General features: G+C 62.2%; 21 protein-coding genes and 1 pseudogene. 14 read left to right on the top strand and 8 right to left on the bottom strand.

Translation table 11 applies throughout. The features are described from left to right. The first annotated feature begins 129 nt into the window (after positions 1-129). Entirely contained in the window at positions 130-1,596 is a 1,467-nt protein-coding gene (locus KTJ77_RS05245; RefSeq protein WP_217337415.1) for an MATE family efflux transporter, read from the top strand. Here the strand turns inward: KTJ77_RS05245 and KTJ77_RS05250 are convergent. From KTJ77_RS05250 to KTJ77_RS05260, 3 genes are read right to left on the bottom strand one after another with little or no spacing between them, the layout of a single operon-like run. Beyond that, the gene (locus tag KTJ77_RS05250) at positions 1,588-2,340 is read right to left on the bottom strand and encodes an ABC transporter ATP-binding protein (protein ID WP_367948837.1); all 753 of its coding nucleotides are present in this window, start codon (positions 2,338-2,340) and stop codon (positions 1,588-1,590) included. The genes KTJ77_RS05245 and KTJ77_RS05250 overlap by 9 nt on opposite strands. Positions 2,341-2,360: 20 nt before the next feature. Continuing rightward, positions 2,361-3,431 carry a putative F420-0 ABC transporter permease subunit gene (locus KTJ77_RS05255; protein WP_217337417.1) on the bottom strand — a complete coding sequence of 357 codons (1,071 nt, stop codon included), beginning with the start codon at positions 3,429-3,431 and terminating at the stop codon, positions 2,361-2,363. Next, positions 3,428-4,414, bottom strand: a complete 987-nt coding sequence (locus KTJ77_RS05260) for a putative F420-0 ABC transporter substrate-binding protein (RefSeq protein WP_217337418.1) — start codon at positions 4,412-4,414, stop codon at positions 3,428-3,430. Before KTJ77_RS05260 ends, KTJ77_RS05255 begins: the two co-directional genes overlap by 4 nt. Positions 4,415-4,639: 225 nt before the next feature. On the opposite strand from KTJ77_RS05260, the gene KTJ77_RS05265 reads away from it, so the two are divergent. Together KTJ77_RS05265 and fgd are read left to right on the top strand one after the other, a co-directional pair. Then, complete coding sequence (locus tag KTJ77_RS05265) at positions 4,640-5,635, top strand: TIGR03557 family F420-dependent LLM class oxidoreductase (RefSeq protein WP_217337419.1); 996 nt, start codon at positions 4,640-4,642, stop codon at positions 5,633-5,635. 54 nt (positions 5,636-5,689) lie between these two features. After that, positions 5,690-6,718 carry a glucose-6-phosphate dehydrogenase (coenzyme-F420) gene (gene fgd, locus KTJ77_RS05270; protein WP_217337420.1) on the top strand — a complete coding sequence of 343 codons (1,029 nt, stop codon included), beginning with the start codon at positions 5,690-5,692 and terminating at the stop codon, positions 6,716-6,718. 51 nt (positions 6,719-6,769) lie between these two features. Here the strand turns inward: fgd and KTJ77_RS13680 are convergent, their stop codons facing one another. From KTJ77_RS13680 to KTJ77_RS05285, 4 genes and pseudogenes are all read right to left on the bottom strand, one after another. Beyond that, positions 6,770-6,904: a BBE domain-containing protein gene (locus KTJ77_RS13680; RefSeq protein ID WP_367948896.1), complete on the bottom strand. Its 135-nt coding sequence runs from the start codon at positions 6,902-6,904 to the stop codon at positions 6,770-6,772. 742 nt (positions 6,905-7,646) lie between these two features. Next, positions 7,647-9,038, bottom strand: a pseudogene (locus KTJ77_RS13395) (LLM class flavin-dependent oxidoreductase); the annotation flags it as partial. An 8-nt stretch (positions 9,039-9,046) separates the two neighbouring features. Next, entirely contained in the window at positions 9,047-9,964 is a 918-nt protein-coding gene (locus tag KTJ77_RS05280) for an LLM class flavin-dependent oxidoreductase (RefSeq protein WP_217337421.1), read from the bottom strand. A 91-nt stretch (positions 9,965-10,055) separates the two neighbouring features. Continuing rightward, positions 10,056-10,610, bottom strand: coding sequence for a M23 family metallopeptidase (locus tag KTJ77_RS05285; protein WP_217337422.1), 555 nt, complete (start codon positions 10,608-10,610; stop codon positions 10,056-10,058). 284 nt (positions 10,611-10,894) lie between these two features. Here KTJ77_RS05285 and rpsB point away from each other — a divergent pair, with 284 nt between their 5' ends. From rpsB to KTJ77_RS05325, 9 genes are all read left to right on the top strand, one after another. After that, positions 10,895-11,752 (top strand): 30S ribosomal protein S2, encoded by an 858-nt coding sequence (gene rpsB, locus KTJ77_RS05290; protein WP_217337423.1) that lies wholly within the window; start codon positions 10,895-10,897, stop codon positions 11,750-11,752. Positions 11,753-11,787: 35 nt separating this feature from the next. Continuing rightward, positions 11,788-12,615, top strand: a complete 828-nt coding sequence (tsf, locus tag KTJ77_RS05295) for a translation elongation factor Ts (protein ID WP_217337424.1) — start codon at positions 11,788-11,790, stop codon at positions 12,613-12,615. A gap of 96 nt (positions 12,616-12,711) precedes the next feature. Further along, positions 12,712-13,431, top strand: coding sequence for a UMP kinase (pyrH, locus tag KTJ77_RS05300; RefSeq protein ID WP_217337425.1), 720 nt, complete (start codon positions 12,712-12,714; stop codon positions 13,429-13,431). Between the two features lie 56 nt (positions 13,432-13,487). Next, positions 13,488-14,042 (top strand): ribosome recycling factor, encoded by a 555-nt coding sequence (gene frr, locus KTJ77_RS05305; RefSeq protein WP_217337426.1) that lies wholly within the window; start codon positions 13,488-13,490, stop codon positions 14,040-14,042. A 4-nt stretch (positions 14,043-14,046) separates the two neighbouring features. After that, entirely contained in the window at positions 14,047-15,063 is a 1,017-nt protein-coding gene (locus tag KTJ77_RS05310; protein ID WP_217337427.1) for a phosphatidate cytidylyltransferase, read from the top strand. Continuing rightward, positions 15,063-15,623 (top strand): DivIVA domain-containing protein, encoded by a 561-nt coding sequence (locus KTJ77_RS05315; protein WP_217337428.1) that lies wholly within the window; start codon positions 15,063-15,065, stop codon positions 15,621-15,623. The genes KTJ77_RS05310 and KTJ77_RS05315 overlap by 1 nt, the downstream gene beginning before the upstream one ends. An 89-nt stretch (positions 15,624-15,712) precedes the next feature. Further along, a complete protein-coding gene (locus tag KTJ77_RS05320) occupies positions 15,713-16,363 on the top strand; it encodes a transglycosylase SLT domain-containing protein (protein ID WP_367948838.1) in 651 nt (216 codons plus the stop codon). A gap of 9 nt (positions 16,364-16,372) precedes the next feature. Beyond that, positions 16,373-16,657 carry a hypothetical protein gene (locus KTJ77_RS13400; protein WP_254367369.1) on the top strand — a complete coding sequence of 95 codons (285 nt, stop codon included), beginning with the start codon at positions 16,373-16,375 and terminating at the stop codon, positions 16,655-16,657. Beyond that, positions 16,654-17,367: an alpha/beta hydrolase gene (locus tag KTJ77_RS05325; protein WP_217337429.1), complete on the top strand. Its 714-nt coding sequence runs from the start codon at positions 16,654-16,656 to the stop codon at positions 17,365-17,367. Before KTJ77_RS13400 ends, KTJ77_RS05325 begins: the two co-directional genes overlap by 4 nt. A 2-nt stretch (positions 17,368-17,369) precedes the next feature. Here KTJ77_RS05325 and KTJ77_RS05330 read toward each other — a convergent pair whose 3' ends face one another. Then, positions 17,370-18,428, bottom strand: coding sequence for an AI-2E family transporter (locus KTJ77_RS05330; protein WP_217337430.1), 1,059 nt, complete (start codon positions 18,426-18,428; stop codon positions 17,370-17,372). 155 nt (positions 18,429-18,583) lie between these two features. Between KTJ77_RS05330 and KTJ77_RS05335 the strand changes: the two genes are divergently transcribed. Both KTJ77_RS05335 and KTJ77_RS05340 read left to right on the top strand, forming a co-directional pair. Next, the gene (locus tag KTJ77_RS05335) at positions 18,584-20,434 is read left to right on the top strand and encodes a glycosyl transferase (protein ID WP_217337431.1); all 1,851 of its coding nucleotides are present in this window, start codon (positions 18,584-18,586) and stop codon (positions 20,432-20,434) included. Then, on the top strand, positions 20,431-21,354 hold the full coding sequence (locus tag KTJ77_RS05340) for a tetratricopeptide repeat protein (RefSeq protein WP_217337432.1): 924 nt from the start codon (positions 20,431-20,433) through the stop codon (positions 21,352-21,354). Before KTJ77_RS05335 ends, KTJ77_RS05340 begins: the two co-directional genes overlap by 4 nt. Positions 21,355-21,433 lie beyond the last annotated feature (79 nt).

A 21,433-nucleotide genomic window follows, 5' to 3' on the forward strand; every position in this document is an offset into this window, starting at 1 on the left:
GGCTCTCGGCGGCTGGCTCTCCTGGTTCCAACTCTGTGCCGCATTCACAGCCATCGAACCGATTCGATAGAATGTCGGACGGCGCCGCATTCGACGCCTCACACCCGCTGCACCCGTGAGAGTTTTTGCATGGCTACTCCGTTGACGACCGGCCGCCCTTGGCGCGTCATCCTTGCGTTTTCTGTACCGCTATTGCTCGGCAATATCGTGCAACAGCTGTACCAATTCGCTGATGCTGTTGTCGTCGGCCGCTATCTCGGCGTTAACGCTCTCGCAGCCGTGGGAGCGACGGGTGCTCTGCTGTTCCTTCTGCTTGGTTTTGCGTGGGGCATGACGAGTGGTTTTGCCATTCCCACTGCCCAGGCGTTCGGTGCGGGTGATGCCCGTGCGGTGCGACGTTCCGTCGCCGCAGGCGCGCTCCTGACTGCCGTCGTGAGCCTCATCATTTCGGTGGCAGGACCGCTGACGGCGGAGCCAATACTCGTGCTTCTGCAGACGCCACCCGAGCTTCTCGCCGAAGCCACGATTTTCACCCAGATCAGCTTCCTCGGTGGGGCAGCGACCATGTTCTTCAACTTCCTCGCCGCGATCATCCGGGCCATTGGCGACTCTCGCACACCCCTGGTTTTTCTCACACTGGCGTGCGCACTCAATGTCGGCCTCGTCATTGTGATGGTGGGGCCGCTTGGGTGGGGCGTAGGCGGCGCAGCCATGGCGACAGTGATCGCGCAGGCGATTTCGGTCGTGCTCTGTATTGACTACGTGCGCCGCCGCGTTCCTGATCTCCGCGTGCAACGAGACGACTGGCGCGTGACCCGCGCAGAGCTCGCCGAGCACTTGCGCCTTGGACTGCCCATGGGGTTCCAGGCGTCGATTATCGCGATCGGCACACTGACCGTTCAGGTAGCGCTGAACACGCTGGGCACGGATGCGGTTGCCGCGTATACGACGGCCGCACGCGTTGACGGTCTTGCCTCAGCGCTCCTGGCTTCGCTCGGCCTTGCCGTGTCGATGTACACCGCACAAAACATCGGGGCGCGGCGTCCCGACCGCATTCGCCGCGGCATCACGCAAGCGGTGTGGATGGCAATTATCGCCTCTCTCGTGCTGGGTGCCGTTGTGATCGCATTCGGTGTGCCGCTCGTGCGCCTGTTCGTCGGCGATGGCTCAGAAGAGGTCGTAGAAATGGCCCACCTGATGCTCATCGTGAATGGCACGACGTACTCCATCCTCGGAGTGTTGTTCGTCGTGCGCGGCGCGCTACAGGGCTTGGGTCAAGCGCTCATTCCGACGATCACCGGCATGATCGAACTCGTCATGCGCGTCGTCGCCGCTCTCGTGTTCGGCTCCTGGTTCGGCTACCTCGGTGTCACTTTGAGTAACCCGATGGCGTGGATCGGTGCTGTCGTTGTGCTGGTACCTGCCTACATGGTGGCGCATCGCAAGCTCGCCGATATGAAGGTCGACCCGGTAGAAATGACGTTGACAACGCCGATCCCGGTAATTGGTCCGACCGACAGTTCGCTCGTCGTTGACGCCGTCGTCACTCAGCCTGTGATGGTAGTGCGGCCGCGGGTCGGCCGCCGCTCAAGATAGCGCCGGAAAGACCAGTAACGGGCGATCGCTCCCTGGTCGATTGACGATATCCAGATCAATATCCCAGACGTCCGCGATGATCTCCGCGGTGAGAACATCGCGCACCGCTCCCGCCGCGGCGACCTGGCCGTTAGCGAGGACGACAACGTGGTCGGCAAACGCGGCCGCGTGATTGAGATCGTGCAACGCGGCGATGATTGTCGTGCCTGTTTGCGACAGCTCATGGAGCAGACGCATGGTGTCCCACTGCGCGCGAACATCGAGGTGATTTGTCGGCTCGTCTGCCAGCAGAAGCGTCGGCTGTTGTGCGAGTGCACGCGCGAGGTTCACCCGTTGCCGCTCACCGCCTGAGAGCGTGGCCACATCGCGGTCGGCGAGTTCCATCGCGCCAGCGGCGACGAGACTTGCGGCGATCACGGCGTCATCGTCAGCGGTGGTCGCGAGCCACCCCTGATGCGGTACGCGGCCAAGAGCGACGACATCGCGGCCAGTCAGCCCCTGAGCCGCTGCCCACTCCTGCTCAATGAGTGCGATGCGTTGAGCCCGTTGGCGACGACGCATCGCACTCAATGGTTCCGCACCCAATGCCATCTCGCCGCTGTCCTGCCGCAGGGCGCCAGCGATGAGACGCAGCAGGGTACTCTTTCCGGAACCATTAGGGCCGAGCAGCGCCGTCACCGCACCAGAAGGCGCCGTAATGTCGACGCCGTCGACGATGAGACGATGCGAGCGCGTGAACGTCACGCGCTGTGTGTGCAGGGCACTCATCGCCGCTGACCTCGCATTCGCATCATCAGAATCGCGAACACCGGGCCGCCGATCAGCGCCGTCACGATGCCAACCGGAAGCTCCCGCGGATCAAACATCGTGCGTGCCACCGTGTCTGCCCAAACCATGAACACGGCGCCAGCGAGAAAAGACAGCGGTAAGACGATGCGGTGAGCGGCACCGACGACGGCTCGTACCGCGTGCGGCAGGATCAGGCCGATGAACCCGATGGAACCACTGGCTGACACGAGCGCACCGGTCAAGAGCGCGGTGACGACGAAGAGCGTGAGACGTAAGCGTGGCACCGCAACTCCCAACGCGGTTGCCGCCGTATCGCCGAGTACCAGGGCGTCAAGCGATCGTGCTGAGGCGAGCAGAGGCACCGCACATATCGCGACCGCGAGGCCAACGAGCGCGGCATCTGCCCAGTTTGCGCCTGCCATTGAGCCGAGCAACCACGCGAGCATCTCGCGGTAGGTGTCGTTGCCCGCGCTCCAAAAGATGACAAGGCTGGTGAGCGCGGAGAGCACTGCAGAGACGGCGAGGCCGGCGAGAATGATCGTGGTGGGGGAGAACGCGCCCGCTGCGCGAGCCAGTGCGAGCGTGAGCAACAGTGCGAGAAGGGCGCCGGCAAACGCCGCGAAGGGGAGGGCTATGCTCGCGCCCAGCACCAGCACGAGCACCGCGCCTGTGGAGGCACCGGACGAGAGGCCAAGCAGGTACGGGTCGGCGAGCGGGTTGCGCGTCAGCGACTGCATCACCGCACCCGCCACGGCGAGCCCGCCGCCCACAGCTGCGGCGGTGAGAACGCGCGGCATGCGAGATTCCCAAACGATGGCGTCTCTGGTGAGGGAAAGGACGGGATCGCCACCGGTGAGGTGAGCCCAAATCGTCCCCATAACTTCACTCGGTTGCAGGTCAGCAGGGCCAAACAACACCGCGGCGACGATGGAGACAGGCAGGGCCAGCACCAACACGATTGCCGTCAGAAGTGTCGCAGCGCGGCGGGTTGCTTGCGGCTGAGGTGGCGCGGGCGTAACGCCTGCGGTGGTGAGTGCCGACGTCATAGTGCGTCAAGCTGCGCCACGATCGACGCCACCGCATCGACGTTGCGCACGCCCGCCTCCGCGGCCGCAAAATCCAGCGTCACAAAGCGCTCGTTGATAACGGCATCGAGCGTTGACATCACTGGATCAGCTTTCAGTAGTGTGATCTTGTCTTCGATCGTGTTCCCTGGGGAGGCGATCAGAATAATGACATCGGGGTTCTTTTCGGCGACCGCTTCCCACGACGTTGAGGTCCACGTGTCTTTAACATCGGCGAAGATATTCGCGACACCCGCAGCCTTCATCAGCATGGCTGGCGCGCCGATTCCCGCACCGACGTATGGTTGCTCGCGGCCAGACGAGTACCAGAGCGCCGTGAGCCCCTCACCGTTCGGCACGATCGCGTCGAGTTGCGCTCGCTGGCGGGCGACTAACGTCTGGGCTGCTTGTTCGGCGCCGAAGATGTCGCCAGCCTCCAGAAAGGAATCAAACACCACATCAAACGTCAGCGGGTTCGGCATGTACTCGACTGCCTTGCAAGCGGAAGGCGCCACATAGGTTCCGATACCGAGCTGCTCAAGTGCCGCACGCTCGCCAACGCCATCAGCCGAAAAGTTTGACTCCCAGCCCGCAAAAACGAAGTCTGGCTCCAGATTGAGAACAGCCTCATGCGACGGTAGCCCCTTCGACAACACCGGAACCTCGGAGGCTGCGGCTGCGTATGCTGCGGGCACGTCGCCATCGAGGTAGGCAGTTGCGATCATTCGATCTTCGAGCCCCAAAGCCAGCAGGAGCTCGAACGTTGTCGACTTGATCGTCAGAATCCGCTCCGGCTCGGTGCCTTCGGCAACCGTGGTCCCGCAGTTGTCAACCGTAGTCGCGGCGGACGCACTCGCGGTGGGCGATGCGGTGATTGGCGTCTCTGTCGAGGAGCACCCCACCACGGTCATGCCCATGATTACGAGAGCGGCGACGGATGCGGCACGACGGGAGCGCGGGAACATGATTCTCCTGAGAACGAACTCGAGTGAGCGCACGACAAGCGCCGGTGTCGTCGTTCAATGCAGAACCACTGGTCAGCCAAGGCGGGCTGATGATTCCATTCTATGAACGCTCGCGCGTGGTGGGGCGTGAACGCAGGCAACAAACCGAACCAATCGCAACGGTTGCCCTACGCTGAGATCGACACATCTGTGCGCGACGACGCCGTGCGCAGGGGAGAAGGAGCCATGCCAAAGACGACACGCGCTCACTTCGTCGCCGCGCTCGAGCAGCTCGCACCCGCAGAGGCGGTAGCTGTTGCCGCGCTTGCAGACGATTCGGGCTTCGCCGGTGCCGTTGTCTTTGACCGTTATCAGCCATGGCTGCCTCAACAGGGCGAAGCATCGTTCTGCTGGACGGTCGCTGGCGCGATCGCGACGCAGATTTCCGGTGCCGTGACGGTATCCGCTGTGCCCGGCTACCGCATGCATCCCGCGGTCGTTGCGCAAGCCAGCGCCACGGTGGCGGCGCTGGTGCCTGGTCGCCACACCCTGCAGTTATCGTCTGGCGACGCGATTGATGAACACATCACCGGAACCTACTGGCCAGAAGCGCACGAACGTGCGGCCCGTCTTTTTGAATCTGCCGATATCGTTCGAAAGCTGTTTGCCGGTTCCGGTCGTGGCGGCGATATTCGGCACGCTGGCGCACACTACCGCGTGGAATCCGCGCGCCTGTGGACGATGCCTGCCATCGCGCCCAGAGTTCAGGTGTGGGCAGGCGGGCCCGTGACCGCGCGGCGAGCCGGACGCGAGGGTCTCGGAATTGTGATGCAAGCGGGCCCCGCAGATCGCATGATGACCCTGCTCCGCGCTTTTCGTGACGGACAGCGTGAGGGACGGCACACCGACACGGAGGCAACCGTCTACGCCCAACTGTCGTGGGGCGCAACCGACGATGAAGCGATGGCCAACGCACTGGCGGACTGGCCGATGGCGGGCCTGCGGTTTCCGCGAGGCGACATTCGCTCACCTTTTGATGTGGCACAACTGGCGCGCACGGTGACGGCCGCCGACATTGCCGAGCGGATTCCTGTTTCTGCCTCGCCAGATGTGCACAGGCGGCACCTGGAGTCGCTGCGTGACATGGGCTTCGATAACCTGCACGTGCACAACGTAGGCCGCAATCAGCGCGAGTGGATCGCGACCTTCGCCGAACACATCGCACCATCCCTGCAGGGGTAGCGGGATGCGGGGCAGATTGATCGCCGTGAACTCAATGAAGAGATGGAGCAGAACATGGTGAAACTCGGATACAAGGCGTCCGCCGAACAGTTTGGGCCGCGACAGCTGGTTGACTACGCCGTTATGGCCGAGCGATACGGTTTCGAATCGGTCGCCGTCAGCGATCATTTTCAGCCTTGGCGATACACCGGTGGCCACGCACCGTTCGCGATCGCGTGGGCGGCTGCTGTTGGTGAGAACACCTCGACGATTCGAATCGGAACCAGTGTCACGACGCCGACTTTCCGGTACAACCCCGCGGTTCTTGCGCAAGCATTCGCGACTCTCGGTGTTTTGAATCCAGATCGCGTCTGGCTCGGCGTGGGTAGCGGTGAGGCTCTCAACGAGATCGCCACGGGCTGGAGCGGTACGGGGGAGCCTCAATGGCCCGAGTTTCGGGAGCGATTCGCCCGCCTCCGCGAATCAGTGCGACTGATGCGCGCGCTGTGGACAGGAGAACGCGTGAGTTTCGCGGGCGACTACTACTCGACAAATGACGCCTCGATTTACGACGTACCTGCCGACGGTATTCCGGTCTACATCGCGGCAGGCGGTCCGACCGTCGCGAAGTACGCTGGCCGAGCGGGGGACGGCTTCATCGTCACCTCGGGCAAGGGTCGTGAACTGTACACTGACCAGCTCGTTCCAGCGATGAAAGAAGGGCTGAGCCTCTCAGGTCGCACGATGAACGATATCGATCGCATGATCGAGATCAAGATCTCGTACGAAGAGACAGCGCAGAAGGCCTTGGAGAACACGAAGTTTTGGGCGCCCTTGTCGCTATCGAAGGAACAGAAGCACGACATCACCGACCCGGTCGAGATGGAACGGGCGGCTGACGCGCTTCCGATAGATCAGGTCGCGAAGCGATGGATCGTCGGCACCGACCCGGAACAGATCGTCGCGCAGGTCAAGGACTATGTCGGCTGGGGCTTCAACCACCTCGTGTTTCATGCGCCCGGTCATGATCAGGAGCGTTTTATGCAGCTCTTTGCCCGCGACCTTGCGCCACGCCTGCGTGAGCTTCAGACGCCTGCGGCGTAACGAAAAGTGGGGAGGAAACTATCGATCCCTCCCCACTTGTCTGGCAGAGCGCTACCCGCGTACCTCGTCAGGCAGCAGGTTGAAGTTGTCCCGGAACACATTGGTCGGGTCGTACTGCCGTTTCAGCTTTCGCAGACGCTCGAGATGCGCAGGCGGGAATGCGTCGTTGAGCCGCGCGGTCTTGATCGGTCTCGAAGCTCAGGTAGATGCCCGCAAACATATGCCGCATGGCATCCCATATCGGATCAATCCGCTCGCTGGACGATGACATGGCGAGCACCGAGAACTGCGCAGTGCGATGCGCGAATGCCGTCTCCTCGGGGGCGAGATCGGCCGTCGCGCCGCCAAGCGCTCGAATCTGGAAGAACGATGTGGCACCGCGCAACAGGAGTTGCTCGGCGGCCGTCGCGAACTCTGGCGTGATGTGTTCCAGCAGGCCAGAGCGTCCGGTGGGTTCGCCTCGGCCACGGTGCCCGATCCGCGGCTGGGCACTGACGAGCGCGTCATAGTCAAGCAACATGGCCTGTTGACCTACGAGCGGCGCGACATCCGCGAGACGTTGTAAGCGCTCCAGAATCGTGTTCGGGTCATCCGAAGCCACCACATTTGAGGTCTGCGCAATGACCCGCCCGTCCTGGGGCGGCCCCATCATGAGGAAGCTCGTGGTGTCGCGCGGTGAAGCTTCCACGGCGGCGCCCCATCGCACTAGAAAACCGGCGACGTCATCCGTCACGTCGTATTGCAGCTGACCGAAGCCAATGGTTGTGATCTCATCCACCTGAAATTCAAACGCCGTCACGACGCCAAACGCGAATCCGGCGCCGCGCATCGCCCAAAAGAGGTCGGGATGCTCTGTCGCACTGGCGCCGAGGATGTTGCCGTTCGCGGTGACCACATCGACCGCGCGCACGTGGTCAATCGTGAGTCCGTGCGCCCTGCTCAAGAATCCGATGCCCCCTGCCGTTGACAAGCCGCCCACGCCCACGCCGCCGAAGTCGCCGGAGGACAGCGCCCAGCCGTGTGTGCGCAGAACGGCGGTGACCTCGCCCCAGCGGGCACCGGGTTCAACACGAACGAGACGCTCCGCCTCGTTCAGAACGTCGATGGCGCCCATCCGACTGAGATCGATCACAATGCCACCGTCGTTCGTCGATCGGCCGCTGAAACCGTGACCGCCGCTACGCACGGATAGCGCGACGGACTGCTGCTGAGCCCACAGCACAGCGTCGGCCACCTGTGCCGCGTTCTCCGGGTGAAGGACGAGTCCTGGCGTGCCGCCGCGCAAGTATGTTGAGCGCACATTGCCGTACGAAACATCGCCAGGCTCCACAGCGCCTGGCAGGAGGGAGTCAGGGATTTTTCCGTATGCGATGCCGCTACGACGCTTGGCACGCACAGCCAGCGGCACAACGGGCTGAAGAGAGGTCTCCCGAGCCGCACGCTCGGCGGCGACGGCAGTCGTGACGGCCGGAACCACGTGGGTGGCGAAAAGCTCGAGCCTCACCGGGTCATCGCTCGACAGCAAGAACGTGGAAACGCCATCATCGAGCGCAAGGGTTGTCATTCGCTCGACCCACGACTCCCACTGACCAGAGAATGGTTCCGTTTCGACCCCGGCGAACGTGTCGCCAAGGTTGACGATGCGACGAATCTCACGGGGATCCCGGCCGACGCTACGTGCCGCCTCATCAATGACATGGTTGCCTTTGGCGAGCAGGGGGATGCCGTTCTCTCCTCCTGGCACAATCCATCCATCTCCCAGTCGTCCGGTGAGATCAAGCATGCGCTGCTTACCAGCGCCGACGGCAATGGGGATGCGGTGCGCGGGTGCTGGCCCTGGCTCAATGCCGGTCACCGCGTGATGCTTGCCCCTCAGATACAGCGGGCGGCCGGTGCTGAGATCCCAGACGCCGCGCATGACCTCGATCGCCTCCTCCAACGCCGCTACGGATTCGCCGGCGGAGAGCCGCTCGACACCCATCGCGACCATGGCATCCCAGAAGGCGCCTGCGCCTACCGCGAGTTGTGCGCGGCCTTGCGATAGCAGGTCCAGGCTCGCGGCCGACCGTGCCATGACGGAGGCCACGCGCATCGGCACATTCAGCACGTGGGGGGAGAGGGAGATGCGGGAGGTGGCACCCGCGATCCAGCTCAACAGCGTCCACGTTTCGTGAAAGCGCGGCTGGTAGGGGTGATCTTGCACCGTGACGATGTCTAAGCCGAGCGCTTCTGCCTGCTTTGCCAGGGCGACGGGGGCGAGCGGGTCGTCATTCAGCGGCGTGATGCTGACCCCGAACTGCAGCGGGTGACCGTAATCCACGACGCCCCTTACAAACCGCAGGTGTTGGATGACGAACGCTCGGCGGCGACAAGGTCTCGTGTCATCGGAGCGACTTCTTGACCGAACTGCGCGATCGCCCGCGGGTCGTCGCCAGCCAGGATGAACCCGCTCATCCCATACTGCAGGGCCATGGCGGCGAGTTGTTCCGCCCACTGTGATGGCGGGCCGACGAGCAGTTTTCCGGAACCCTGATCAGCAAACTGCCCATTGATATTGATTAGGCGCCGGATGTCATTCGGGTGTCGTCCCGCTTTCACCGCAGCCTCGTCGATCACCGCATTTGAATCGGTGAGTTCGTCGAGGCTACGCATGTAGCCAAGTGACGGCAACCAGCCATCAGCCTTACGGCCAACCAGACGCAGCATGCGCGGCTTGAGCGCCCCAATCCAGATCCCGATGTTGTGGGCGGGTGCCGGACCGCGCTTTGCGCCAACCACGCGGTGGTGGTTGCCTTCGACAACGAGTCGGTTTGGGTTCGTGGCATCCCACACACCGCGAATGATGTCGATGCCCTCCTCCAATGCGGTGACGGACTCACCGGGGGTGAGTCGTTCGCCGCCCATCGCGACAATCGGATCCCAGAAACCACCAGCACCAAGCCCCAGTTCAACGCGACCGCCGCTCAACAGGTCGAGGCTGGCTGCGGCGCGCGCCAATACAGCAGGGCCACGCAGCGGCAGGTTGATCACATTGCCAGAAACATGAATGCGCTCGGTTTGCGCCGCCACATAGCTCAACAGTGTCCAGGTGTCCAGAAACGAGGCCTGATAGGGGTGGTCCTGGAAGGTGGCAAGATCGAGCCCCGCTTGTTCCGCAAGCTGGGCCAGTTGCACGGCGCGGTGCGGCACCTGATTGGTCGGCGTTAAGAAGGTGCCGAACAGGAGATCGTGTCCGTAGTCGCTCATGAGATTGTCGCCGCTTTCGATCCGAGGAAGTGTATTCACAAGAATTGAACGCATTTGCCGGAGAAATTTTCCCGCTTCGTGCCGACTCAGCCTAATCCTCACAACACGGCAGCAGAATGGGGCGCGTGATCCGGCGAAGTAGCGACGCCGGATTGACATACTCGCCATCGACGCGCACGCCCCAGTGCACGGACCCGACCGGCGTGTGCCCGCCCGTGGTGAGCGTGCCAACCTGATCCCCAGCGCGCACCACGTTGCCAATGTCCACGTTCGCGAGCACAGGTTCCAATGTTGAGACGTATCCGTTGCCATGGCTGATGGTCAGGAGCGGGCGATCAGCCACCGTGCCAACCCAGGCAATGGTTCCGCTCATGGGGGCAAAGACCTGGCCGTCGGCGTCGCTCACATCGATGCCGCGGTGTCCGGGCGCATAGTCATGTTCGGGCTGTACATACGGGGCCGTCACGGAAACCGGTGGCGCGACCGGCCATTGCCAGCCGGCAGCCGATAATGATGAGTGCGGAACCAGGGAAAGCGCGGAAGCGCTGGCGGGCGGCCCCGCGACAGTAACCATGAGCAGGACGGCGAGAGCCAGTCCGCCTCCGGGACGTGCGTGCAAGCGTGACGTGGGTGTTGCGGTGGTCATGTCATCACAATGCGTCGTTTCTGGGTGCGGGGGAGAGGCCCTGCTTGATTGGGAACAATTTCGCCCAATCAAGCGGGTGTGGAGGAATCCTGCTGAGCCACGCCCTGCTATGCTGGTTGAGCACCTCGCTTTGTCGGGGTGACTTCGCGTGCCCAGTGCGTTTTTACGTGGCACATTCCCAACGGTCCTTTTCAAGGTGGGAGTGTGTGCAGGGCGCCAGGAATTGAGCATCCGCTCGCATAACCGCAATCGGCGCTTCTGCGCCATAAACAAGGGAGAACGGCATGGCCGTTGTAACCATTCGCCAGCTGCTTGACGCTGGTGTGCACTTCGGACACCAGACGCGTCGGTGGAACCCGAAGGTAAAGCGCTTCATCCTGACGGAGCGCTCGGGCATCCACATCATCGACCTTCAGCAGTCGCTGGCCTACATTGACCGCGCATACGACTTCGTCAAGGAGACGGTCGCACACGGCGGCACCATCCTCTTCGTTGGTACGAAGAAGCAGGCTCAGGAAGTTATCGCTGAGCAGGCATCGCGCGTTGGCCAGCCCTACGTGAACCAGCGCTGGCTGGGTGGTCTGCTGACCAACTTCCAGACGGTTTCCAAGCGCCTCGCTCGCATGAAGGAGCTCGAAGAGCTCGACTACGAGACCCCGGCTGCATCGGGCTTCACCAAGAAGGAACTCCTTCTCAAGAAGCGTGAGCTCGACAAGCTGCACAAGTCGCTCGGTGGTATCCGTAACCTCACCAAGACGCCTTCGGCGATGTGGGTTGTTGACGCAAAGCGCGAGCGCCTTGCAATCGACGAGGCCAAGAAGCTTGGCATCCCCGTGATCGGTATCCTCGACACGAACGCTGACCCTGACGACCTGCAGTACCCGATCCCGGGTAACGACGACGCGATCCGTTCGGTTGGCCTGCTCACGCGCATCATCGCCGACGCTGCTGCTGAGGGTCTGATCCAGAAGCACCAGCCGGCTGACGCACAGGGCGACGCTGAGCCCCTCGCTGAGTGGGAGCGCGAGCTTCTCGAGCAGGGCACCGAAGCTGAAGCTTCGGCTGCTGTTGTTGCTGAGCCCGCCGCTGAGGCTGAGCCGGCCGCTGAGGTCGCTGCAGAAGCAACCGAAGAGTCCAAGTAACTTTCCGCCTACACGAAACAGAAGGAGCCACACACATGGCCAACATTTCTATTGCGGACATCAAGGCGCTGCGCGAACAGCTCGGCACCGGCATGGTCGACACCAAGAAGGCTCTCGAAGAAGCTGAGGGTGACCTCGAAAAGGCGACGGAGATCCTGCGCCTCAAGGGCGCCAAGGGTAACGCGAAGCGTGCTGACCGCTCGACGAGCGAAGGCCTCGTGGCTTCGCGCGAAGTAAACGGCAAGGTCACGCTGATCGAGCTCGCTTGCGAGACCGACTTCGTCGCAAAGAACGAGAAGTTCATCGCACTGGCTGACACCGTCGTTGACGCTGTTGCCGCTGCTGGTTCGGAATCGCTTGAGGCGGCTCAGGCAGTGACCATCGACGGCAAGACCGTTGCTGACGTCATCTCTGAGGCTGCCGCCATCATCGGCGAGAAGATCGAGCTGCGCCAGGTGCGTACCCTCTCGGGCGACAAGTTCGAGGTTTACCTGCACAAGACCAGCAAAGACCTGCCTCCGCAGATCGGTGTTGTTGTCGCCTACTCGGGTGACGACGCTGACACCGCCCGTTCGATCGCTCAGCACATTTCGTTCGCGAACCCGTCGTTCCTTTCCAAGGATGACGTTCCCGTCGACGAGATCGAGAAGGAGCGCGAGATCGTTACCAAGATCTCGCTCGAAGAGGGCAAGCCTGAGGCTGCTCTCCCGAAGATCGTTGAGGGTCGCGTTAACGCCTTCATCAAGCAGGTCGCACTGCTTGAGCAGGACTACGCAAAGGACAACAAGCTGTCTGTTGCAGCGGTTGCGAAGGACGCCGGCATCACGGTGACCGACTTCGCCCGCTTCAAGGTCGGCGCGTAACACCTATTCAAGGGCCCGGATCGATATATTCGATCCGGGCCCTTCTTCACGCGTCCAACCGGGCGTTAGAGATTCGAAGCGATGAAAGGAGCCGACATGGCTACCGAAGAAACCGGACGCCGTCGCGTCCTGCTGAAACTTTCTGGCGAAGCCTTTGGTGGTGGCCAGCTCGGTGTTAACCCCGACGTGGTGAGCCAGATCGCTCGTGAGATCGCTGAGGTCGTAGATACCGTTGAAGTCGCCATTGTGGTCGGCGGCGGCAACTTCTTCCGCGGCGCTGAGCTCAGCCAACGCGGAATGGACCGCGGTCGTGCTGACTACATGGGCATGCTCGGAACCGTCATGAACGCGCTCGCGCTGCAAGACTTCTTGGAGCAGGCGGGCGCCGCCACGCGCGTGCAGTCGGCTATTCAGATGACGCAGGTGGCGGAGAGCTATATTCCGCTGCGTGCCGAGCGTCACATGCAGAAGGGCCGTGTTGTGGTCTTCGGTGCGGGCGCAGGCCTCCCGTACTTCTCGACCGACACGGTCGCCGCGCAGCGTGCGCTCGAAATCGGTGCCGACGAGGTTCTCGTTGCTAAGAACGGTGTGGACGGCGTGTACTCCGCCGACCCGCGCATTGACCCGACCGCCATCAAGCTTGACCGCGTCACCTACCAGGACGCCCTGAAACAGGGCCTCAAGGTCGTCGACTCCACCGCGTTCAGCCTCTGCATGGACAACAAAATGGACATGCGCGTGTTCGGCATGGAGCCGGCAGGCAACGTCACTCGCGCGTTGCTCGGCGAGCCCATCGGCACTTTGGTCACAAGCTGACCTTTCCACGACCACTAGACTGAGAACTTGATTCTTCCTATCCGATTGGAGCACGCATGATCGCCGACGTGATTGCTGAAACCCGTGGCCGCATGGAGCGCGCTGTCGAATCAGCGAAGGAAGACTTCGCCACAGTCCGAACAGGCCGCGCTAACCCGCAACTGTTCCAGAAGATCCTTGTGGACTACTACGGAACCCCGACGCCGTTGGCGCAGCTTGCCTCGCTCAACAACCCGGAAGCGCGCACGATCATCGTGACGCCCTACGACAAGTCGGCGCTGAAGGCCATCGAAGATGCCATCAGCTCCATGCCGAACCTGGGAGCAAACCCCAGCAACGACGGAAGCATTGTGCGTGTCACGATGCCTGAGCTGACTGAAGACCGCCGCAAGGAGTTCGTCAAGCTCGTGAAGTCGAAGGGCGAAGACGCGAAGGTACACGTTCGCGGCATCCGCCGTAAGGCGAAGGACGAACTGGACGCGCTGAAGAGCGAGGTCGGTGAAGATGAGGTCGCCCGTGGCGAAAAGGAGCTTGATGCTCTCACGCGCGCACACACCGACCTCATCGACGAAGCGCTGAAGCGCAAAGAGGCCGAGCTTCTCGAGGTCTGACGTGATGAGCGCCGATCCGCAGGGCGATGCGCTCGAGTCACCGCTCGACGCACAGCACGATGCCCCATCAGGTTCCGAAAGCAAGCTCGGAGCCCCGCTTGAGGCGCGTCGTGCTGAGTTTCGCGATCAGGTCGCGATCGCGCGTGAGCATTTCGAAGAGGTAAACGAAAAGATCAAGCAGCGGACCGGTCGCGATCTCATCCTCGCGGTCCTGTCCGGGCTTGTGCTCGCCGGCGTCGTGCTTGGTGCGTTGCTCTTTGTGCCAACGGTGTTTGCGGCGATCGTGATCGTTGTCAGCGGTTTGGCAACGTTCGAACTCGCGCGTGCCTTTGAAACCGGTGGACGCAAGGTCGATGTGTGGGTGCAGATCGTCGCTGCCGTCGCCCTGGCCGCAACCGGATACTTCGGCACCGCGCTCTGGCAGCTCTGGGTGATGACCTTCGCGGTCGTCGCTGTTTTGATTGTGTGGCGCATGGTCGCACAGATGGCGGCGCGTGATGGCCGCACATACGGCGACGTTCTTGCCGATATTGCTGCCGCCGGCTTCATTCCGATTTACGTTCCTTTCCTGCTCGCTCTCGTCCTCGTACTGCAACACCAGACGAACGGTGCTGCCTGGATCCTCACGTTCATCATTGTCGTGGTCTCTGCTGACACCGGGGCATACGCCGTCGGTGTTTGGATCGGTAAGCACCCGATGGTTCCGCGTGTCAGCCCCAAGAAGACCTGGGAAGGTTTTGCCGGTGCGGCAACTGCGGCGGTCATTGCCGCGACATTGCTCGCCTACTTCGTGCTGGATCTGCCCCTGTGGGCAGGCATCGTTATGGGCCTCGTCATTCTGATCACGGCGACGCTGGGTGATTTGGGGGAGTCGCTCATCAAACGTGACCTCGGAATCAAAGACATGAGTTCGTGGATTCCCGGACACGGCGGGCTGCTTGATCGGCTTGACTCGTTGTTGCCATCTGCCGTCGCAACTCTTGCGCTGTGCTATTGGTTGACACCCCTGGTAGGTGCGTGATGGCTGGTTCCGTTTTTCCTGTGACGGCTGGTCGTGAAAAGGGCTATGAGCAGCGCGCGGTTGATGCCTTCCTTGCGCAGGCTCGAGCCGCTTTCGAGCGCCGAGAAGGCGCGCCCGAGGTCACTTCGCAAGCAATCCGTGAGGTCGCGTTTCCGCTGGCCAAAGAGGGCTACTCGATTGCCCACGTAGACGGCGCACTCGGACGTATTGAAGATGCCTTCGCCGCCCGTGAACGCGAAGCTGCGATGCGACGCGAAGGCGCACGGGTGTGGGTGGATCAGGCGCGGGAAGCCGCGCAGGACATTCTGGTGCATCTCGCGCGTCCCAAGAAGCAACGTTTCGCACGCACGTCCGTGCTCACCTACGGTTACCGGGTCGATGAGGTCGACATTGTGATGGACAAGCTGACGGCGTTCTTGGAGCGCGGGCATCTTGTCACCGTGGAGCAGGTGCGCGCGGCGGCATTCCGCATGCAGCGACGTGGATATCGCGAAGAGCAGGTCGATGCTCTGCTTGATGCCGTTGTCGACGTCATGCTGGCGGTCACGCCCACACGCTGATGGCTTGTTCAGGTAGGCGTGGGTAGACTGAGAACACTGTGACCCATCGCAAAGACCTCCGAACGAACCGCGCTTCCCAGAGTGTTGACGTGCAGTTCACGCCGCGGCCTCGCCCAACGACGGCCGTGAAGCCCTCCCGTAAGCGCGCCCTTGCGTCGATGTTTGCGGTTATGGGTGTCGTCGCCTTTGGCGGCGCATTCGCGATTCCCGCAGGCGCAGCTCTCGCCGGTTCCGCACCCGTAGCGCAACCCGCAGACTCGTCGCTTTACGATGCCGCTGTCGCCGGTGCGCAACAGATGACCGTTGATGACGTGGTGGTTGTCGCCGCGATGGATCGCTCCAGCAGCTCTTATGAGGCGTACGTCACACCAACGCCAACCCCGACACCGACCCCCACGAAGTCCGAGTCTCGGAGCTCGTCATCGGACTCGGGCTCAAGTTATTCGCCGCCGTCATACTCCGGTGGTGGCTCGAAGGAAGACTGGCTGGCAGCCGCAGGCATCGCATCAGGCGACTGGGGCTACGTCGACTACATTGTGAGCCGCGAGAGCGGATGGAACCCCAACGCCACGAACTCAAGCTCGGGCGCATGTGGTCTCGTGCAGATTTATCCGTGCAGCAAGGTAGACAACGGGTACGACCCTGTCCAGAACCTCTCATGGGCCAACGGCTACGCTACCGGCCGCTACGGTAGCTGGGCTGGCGCCTACGAGTTCTGGATCAACAACCACTGGTGGTAATCGGCCACTATGCCTCGCTCTAATCGCCGTCGTCGCGAAAACACGGACGACGATTCATTCGAACGCTTTCTTGGCGGTATGAAACGCACCGAAAGCCGGCGCGGCCTGGAATATTACGTACAGCCGGTATCACCGGCCAAAGCGCTCAAGGAATACACCTGCCCTGGGTGTTCGCAGACGGTTCCGCTGGGCATCGCCCACCTGGTTGTGTGGCGCGCGGATGGCATCATGGGCGATGCGGCAGACCTCGCTGCACGCCGACACTGGCACACCCACTGTTGGAGGATGAGTTGACCGAAATTCGGGGCCCACGGGAGCTTCCTGCCCGCCGAGAAGACATTGAGCTGCACACGGCTGATGGTCTTACTCTCGTTGGCGAACTCGCGCTTCCGCTGTACGCCGAGCCGGTCGCGACGCTTGTGACGCTGCACCCGTTGCCCACGCACGGCGGCTTCATGGATTCGCATATCCTCCGCAAGGCAGCCGCGCGGCTTCCCGCACTCGCTGACCTCGCCGTACTGCGGTTTAACACCCGCGGAACCACGTCGCCGCGTGGAACCAGTGAGGGTGCGTTCGATGGTGGTGTGGCTGAAGAACATGATGTCGCTGCGGCGATGCAGTTTGTCGCAGATCGCGCTCTTCCTAACCCCTGGCTCGTTGGCTGGTCTTTCGGTACGGAACTTGCGCTGAAGTATGGCCGCTCGCACGCGATCAACGGCGCCATTTTGCTTTCGCCTCCGCTGCACCGTGCCAGGGCAGATGAGGTGGCGATGTGGGCAGGAGATCAGCGCCGGCTGGTCGCCCTCATTCCTGAGCACGACGACTACCTCAAGCCCGCTGAGGCTGCCGAACGTTTCGCATCGGTTCCGACGATCGAACTGATCAATGTCGCCGAAGGCAAACACCTGTGGGTGGGTGAGACGCAGACCAGGCGCGTCCTCGATGAGATCGTTCGCACCGTGAATCCGGCCGCACTGCCGCTGCCGACCGAGTGGACTGAGTAAGCTCAGCGCTCGTTTTGTTGCGGGATGATCACCTGGCGGTAGATGATCAGGATGCTCGCCGCCACCGGGATAGCGATCAGCGCACCAAGCAGGCCGAGGAGTGCGGCGCCAGCAAGCGCGGCGATCACGACGACCGCACCGGGCACAGACACCGCGCGGTTCATGATGCGTGGTGAGAGGAAGTACGCTTCCACCTGCATGTAGATGAAGTAATAGATCGCCGCCGCGATCGCCGCTTGCACGGAGCCAACCTCGGGGATGAGGCAAGCGAGAACGATCAGGATCGATCCGGTCAGGGTACCCACGAGCGGAATCAGGCTGGAGAAGAAGGCGACAACGGCAAGCACCGTGGCGAATGGCGCTTCAATGATGTTGAGATAGATGAACGACAGAATGCCGTTGATCATGCCGAGGCTGACCTGTCCGATGACGTAGTAGCCCACCGAGTCGGTGATCTGGTCGCTGAGGTCGGCGAAGCGTTCGCGCTTGGACGCCGGAACCAGCTGGTTGACGGCTGCCTTGAGATGTGGGGTTGAGGCGGTCAGATAGATCGTCAATATGAGCACGATGAACGCGCCGGTCACACCGCCCAAGATATTGAGACTGAACTGCCACACTTCGCTCGCGTAGTCCTGAATGTTGCTGAGGACGAAGCTCTGCGCCTCTTTGAAGACGAGCTCCACGTCGAAGTTCGGCAGGCGCTCCTTTGCCCACGCGAGGAAGTCCTCGTAGGCACCCTGCTGGTTGAGCTGGTTAATGAGGCTCGTGACCTGTTTTACGAGCTGAGAGATCTGCTCGACGATGATCGGCAAGACGATCAACACGACGCCGACGAAGAGGCCGAGAATTCCCATCACCGTCAGCGTGACGGCCAGCCAACGGGGGAGGCCGCGGCGTTCGAAGAACGACACCACGGGGTCAAGACCAAGGCTCAAGAACAGCGCGGTGCCCACATAGAGCAGGATCGTCGAGAGCCCCTGCACCGCCAAGATAATGAGCAGGCCAACGCCGACGCCCAAGGTGGCAACCAGGGCAGTGCGGAAGGGATTGTGAATCTTCACCGGACTCCTCATAGAACTCAGCCAAGAGTAGCCCGATCAGCACTCTTCAGCCGGATGCTTGCGCATGTCGGGGCAACTTTCAGTCATGTTCGCTAACCTGAAATGTCGAGAATGAAGCGGCCGGCGTTTGGCGTGGCCGCGGAGGAGTCCATTTCGTGCGATTTTTATTGGCCGTTGTGTCGTTCTGCCTGGCGCTTTTGTGCGCCGCGGTTGGAGTCGGCCAGCGCACCCTGTGGCTCGGCCCGAACAGCCACCAAGAGCAGTTTCCTGTCGAAGCGAGTGAGAAGTACACCCTGGTTGACGCTGCGGTGCTTGGATACCTCCCCGGCGGGCAGACGCTCATCGCGCGTGGCGAAGGCGATCTGTTTGCGGCATACGGTCGTACAAGCGACATGGTTGCGTGGCTTGCCGATGCGTCGTACAACCACGTTGTGATTGACAAGGTTGACGGAGAGAAGAAGATCGTCTCGACCGTTGTCGACGCGGTTGTCGTCCCGGAAGAAGAAGCCGAGCCCACCGAGGAAGTGCCCGCAGAAGAGGCACCCGCAGAGGGCGAAACCCAGGACGTGCCTGGGCGCAACCCAGCTGGTTCCGACCTCTGGATAGCCGAGTTCGTCGACACTGACTCCCTCATCCAGACCTTCAACCTGCCGAGCGACATGAGCGTTCTCATCTCGGCAGACGGAACCAAACCAGCGCCAGCTGACATCTCGGCCAAATGGACTCTCGACAACACGACGCCGATGGCAGGACCTCTCATGGTGGCGGGCGGCATCTTCGCGCTGATTGGTGTTGTGCTTTACATCCTCGGTATCCGTCACATGCGACGTAAGCGCGGCCCGCGTCGTCGCGGACTCCCGCCGCTCCCCGTCACGGAACCACTGAGCCTGGCCGAAATTGAAGAGGCGGAAGGTAAGGGTGTGATTTCTTCGACTCCGGAGAAGACCGAGCGTCGCGCGCTCGTGGCGCTGCCGCTTTTCCTCGTTTCTGCGCTCGTGCTCTCCGGGTGCTCGCCCGATGTATGGCCGCAAACCGGAGACCAAACTCCGACTCCGACACCGACCCCGACGGTGATCGCTCCTGAGGGTCAGAAAGCACCGGTCTTGTTGGAATCGCAAGCTACTCGCGTTCTGACCGAAATTTCGGAGGCAGCAGCTGCTGCTGACAGCAGCCTCGACGCCGCGGTCGCCGGTGAGCGCCTGAGTGGACCCGTGCTTGAGGCGCGCTCGGTTAATTACACGCTTCGTGCGGCGATCGCTGAGTACGCCGCACCGTCGGCTGTTCCCGCAAACTGGACCATCCTGCTGCCACAGGCTGCTGACACCTGGCCACGCTCCTTCCTGGCGATCTATAAGGATGATGCCGACACGACGATTCCGCCTGTCATCATGATGGCGACACAGGCCACACCGTGGGACAACTACAAGCTCATATATGCCGGTCAGATGGAGGCGGCAGCGGTGGTTCCCGGGCTTGCCCCGGCAAACATTGGTGCCACCCTTGTAAACCCTGACAACCAGTTCCTGCTGGTTCCGCCGCAGGATCTCGCCGCCATGTACGTCGACATCATCGAGAACGGTGAAAACAGCGAATACGCCGAAATCTACGATCTTGCTGGCGACCAGTTCCGCGGCCAGCTTCTGACGAAGCGCCAGGAGAGCCTCGACGCGTTTAACCAGACCGCCGCAGGAACCGGTGAGATGACGTTTGCTTCCGAACCGGGTGCGGAAGCCCCCGTCGCGTTGGCAACACTGGACAGCGGCGCCATCGTCGCGGTCACCGTCAATGACACCGAGTCGCCGCGGTCGATCAACACGGACGCCGTGATTCGCATCGGTGAAAACCCGGTGCTGACCACGCTCACCGGCGTCACCGAGGCCGCAACAGGCTTCAAGACGACGTACGGCAACCAGCTCTTCTTCTACGTTCCTGCACAGGGTTCTACCGAGCAGATTCGTCTGCTCGGCTACTCCTCGTCCATCCTGAAGTCTGAGGTTCTTCCATGAGTGATCAAGCCCCCGGAGCCGTCTTGCGCGGAGCCGTCGACCTGTCCAGCCTCCGTAACCGCTCGAACCAGCCTGCGACGTCTGCAGCGGAAAACTCCGGTGCGCCCTCGTACATCGTGGATATCACGGATGCGACGTTCCAACAGGTTTTGGAGATTAGCCGCGGAGTCCCCGTTGTCGTCGACATGTGGGCCGGTCGCAGTGAGGCAAGCACGGAGCTCAGCGCGATCCTCGACAAGGTTGTCACCGAGCTTGCCGGACGTTTGCTATTGGCCAAGGTCGAGATCGAGCGCAACCCGCAGATTGCTCAGGCCTTCCGTGCCCAGTCGGTTCCGCTCGTCGTTGCCCTCATCAACGGACAGCCGGTACCGCTGTTTTCCGGCGCGACCACTGAAGAGCAGGTACGCGCCACGTTTAACCAGCTGTTTGAGCTCGCCACTCAGCAGGGTGTGACTCAGGTCTTGGGCGGCGCGAAGGCCGATGATGAAGAGCAAACGGAACCAGAGCTTCCGCCCCTGCATCAGGAGGCTTTCGTCGCGATCGAAGCGGGCGACTACGCCGTCGCCATCGAGGCATACGAGAAGGCGCTCGCTGAGAACCCGCGTGATGAAGAAGCGCGTGCTGGCCTTGGCCAGGTGAAGCTTCTGCACCGTGCACAGAGCCTCAACCTGCAGGAAGCTCGTGCTGCTGCTGCCGCGAACCGGCTTGACGTGCAGGCGCAGTTGAACATCGCCGATCTTGATCTCGCCGGTGGACACGTTGACGACGCTTTTGGGCGCCTGCTCGACCTGTTCGCTGAACTGCCAGCCGATGAGCGAACTCCGGTGCGCGAGCGCCTCCTCGAGCTGTTTGGCCTTGTCGGGGATGCGGACGCCCGCGTCATCCGCGCACGCAGCCGGTTGACGTCGCTTCTGTTCTAAGGCTCTGGGGCCGGTCACGGCCTGTCACCGCGGGCGCTCTCCTCTCGAGGGGAGCGCCCGACTGGTTTTGGCCGTGAAA

The organism is Microbacterium sp. NC79, assembly GCF_019061125.1.
Taxonomy (GTDB): Bacteria; Actinomycetota; Actinomycetes; order Actinomycetales; family Microbacteriaceae; genus Microbacterium.

Bases quoted from the DNA above. Each gene is read 5' to 3' on its own strand.
- pyrH (WP_217337425.1), top strand. From the start codon at position 12,712: ATGGCTACCGAAGAAACCGGACGCCGTCGCGTCCTGCTGAAACTTTCT.
- KTJ77_RS13400 (WP_254367369.1), top strand. From the start codon at position 16,373: ATGCCTCGCTCTAATCGCCGTCGTCGCGAAAACACGGACGACGATTCA.
- KTJ77_RS05245 (WP_217337415.1), top strand. From the start codon at position 130: ATGGCTACTCCGTTGACGACCGGCCGCCCTTGGCGCGTCATCCTTGCG.
- KTJ77_RS05255 (WP_217337417.1), bottom strand. From the start codon at position 3,431: ATGACGTCGGCACTCACCACCGCAGGCGTTACGCCCGCGCCACCTCAG.
- KTJ77_RS05260 (WP_217337418.1), bottom strand. From the start codon at position 4,414: ATGTTCCCGCGCTCCCGTCGTGCCGCATCCGTCGCCGCTCTCGTAATC.
- rpsB (WP_217337423.1), top strand. From the start codon at position 10,895: ATGGCCGTTGTAACCATTCGCCAGCTGCTTGACGCTGGTGTGCACTTC.
- fgd (WP_217337420.1), top strand. From the start codon at position 5,690: ATGGTGAAACTCGGATACAAGGCGTCCGCCGAACAGTTTGGGCCGCGA.
- KTJ77_RS05285 (WP_217337422.1), bottom strand. From the start codon at position 10,610: ATGACCACCGCAACACCCACGTCACGCTTGCACGCACGTCCCGGAGGC.
- KTJ77_RS05310 (WP_217337427.1), top strand. From the start codon at position 14,047: ATGAGCGCCGATCCGCAGGGCGATGCGCTCGAGTCACCGCTCGACGCA.
- KTJ77_RS05340 (WP_217337432.1), top strand. From the start codon at position 20,431: ATGAGTGATCAAGCCCCCGGAGCCGTCTTGCGCGGAGCCGTCGACCTG.
- KTJ77_RS05280 (WP_217337421.1), bottom strand. From the start codon at position 9,964: ATGAGCGACTACGGACACGATCTCCTGTTCGGCACCTTCTTAACGCCG.
- KTJ77_RS05265 (WP_217337419.1), top strand. From the start codon at position 4,640: ATGCCAAAGACGACACGCGCTCACTTCGTCGCCGCGCTCGAGCAGCTC.
- KTJ77_RS05315 (WP_217337428.1), top strand. From the start codon at position 15,063: ATGGCTGGTTCCGTTTTTCCTGTGACGGCTGGTCGTGAAAAGGGCTAT.
- tsf (WP_217337424.1), top strand. From the start codon at position 11,788: ATGGCCAACATTTCTATTGCGGACATCAAGGCGCTGCGCGAACAGCTC.
- frr (WP_217337426.1), top strand. From the start codon at position 13,488: ATGATCGCCGACGTGATTGCTGAAACCCGTGGCCGCATGGAGCGCGCT.